Raw genomic sequence first — 254 nt, 5'->3', positions numbered from 1 at the left:
CACACCGGCAGGTATTGGTGTTGCAGCCGGTATTGCAGTGCCGGTCGTCATGTTCTGGGGCTTTGCCCAGATGGTACGCCGTGCACAGGAACTGCAATCTGCTGCCCGTCAGATGACGGCAGCTGCCCTGCGTCTTGCTTCCCCTGAAGCTGCCGCCGGTGACCGCGTTTCCACGCTTGGTCAGGCTGTGCGTCGTGAAGTAGCGGCGATGAACGAAGGCATCGAGCGCACACTCGCCCGTGCAGTTGAGCTGG

Annotated in this window: 1 protein-coding gene; it reads left to right on the top strand. The window is 62.2% G+C overall.

What is annotated here, in order from left to right; translation table 11 throughout:
- Positions 1–254, top strand: a 254-nt coding sequence (locus HBA93_RS22190) for a hypothetical protein (protein WP_221724681.1), incomplete at both ends; no start/stop codon positions are given.

This window comes from Ochrobactrum sp. SFR4, assembly GCF_019730395.1.
Classification (GTDB): domain Bacteria; phylum Pseudomonadota; class Alphaproteobacteria; order Rhizobiales; family Rhizobiaceae; genus Pseudochrobactrum.
Note: the sequence above shows the minus strand (reverse complement) of the source record. Positions and strands in the feature narration are given on the sequence as shown.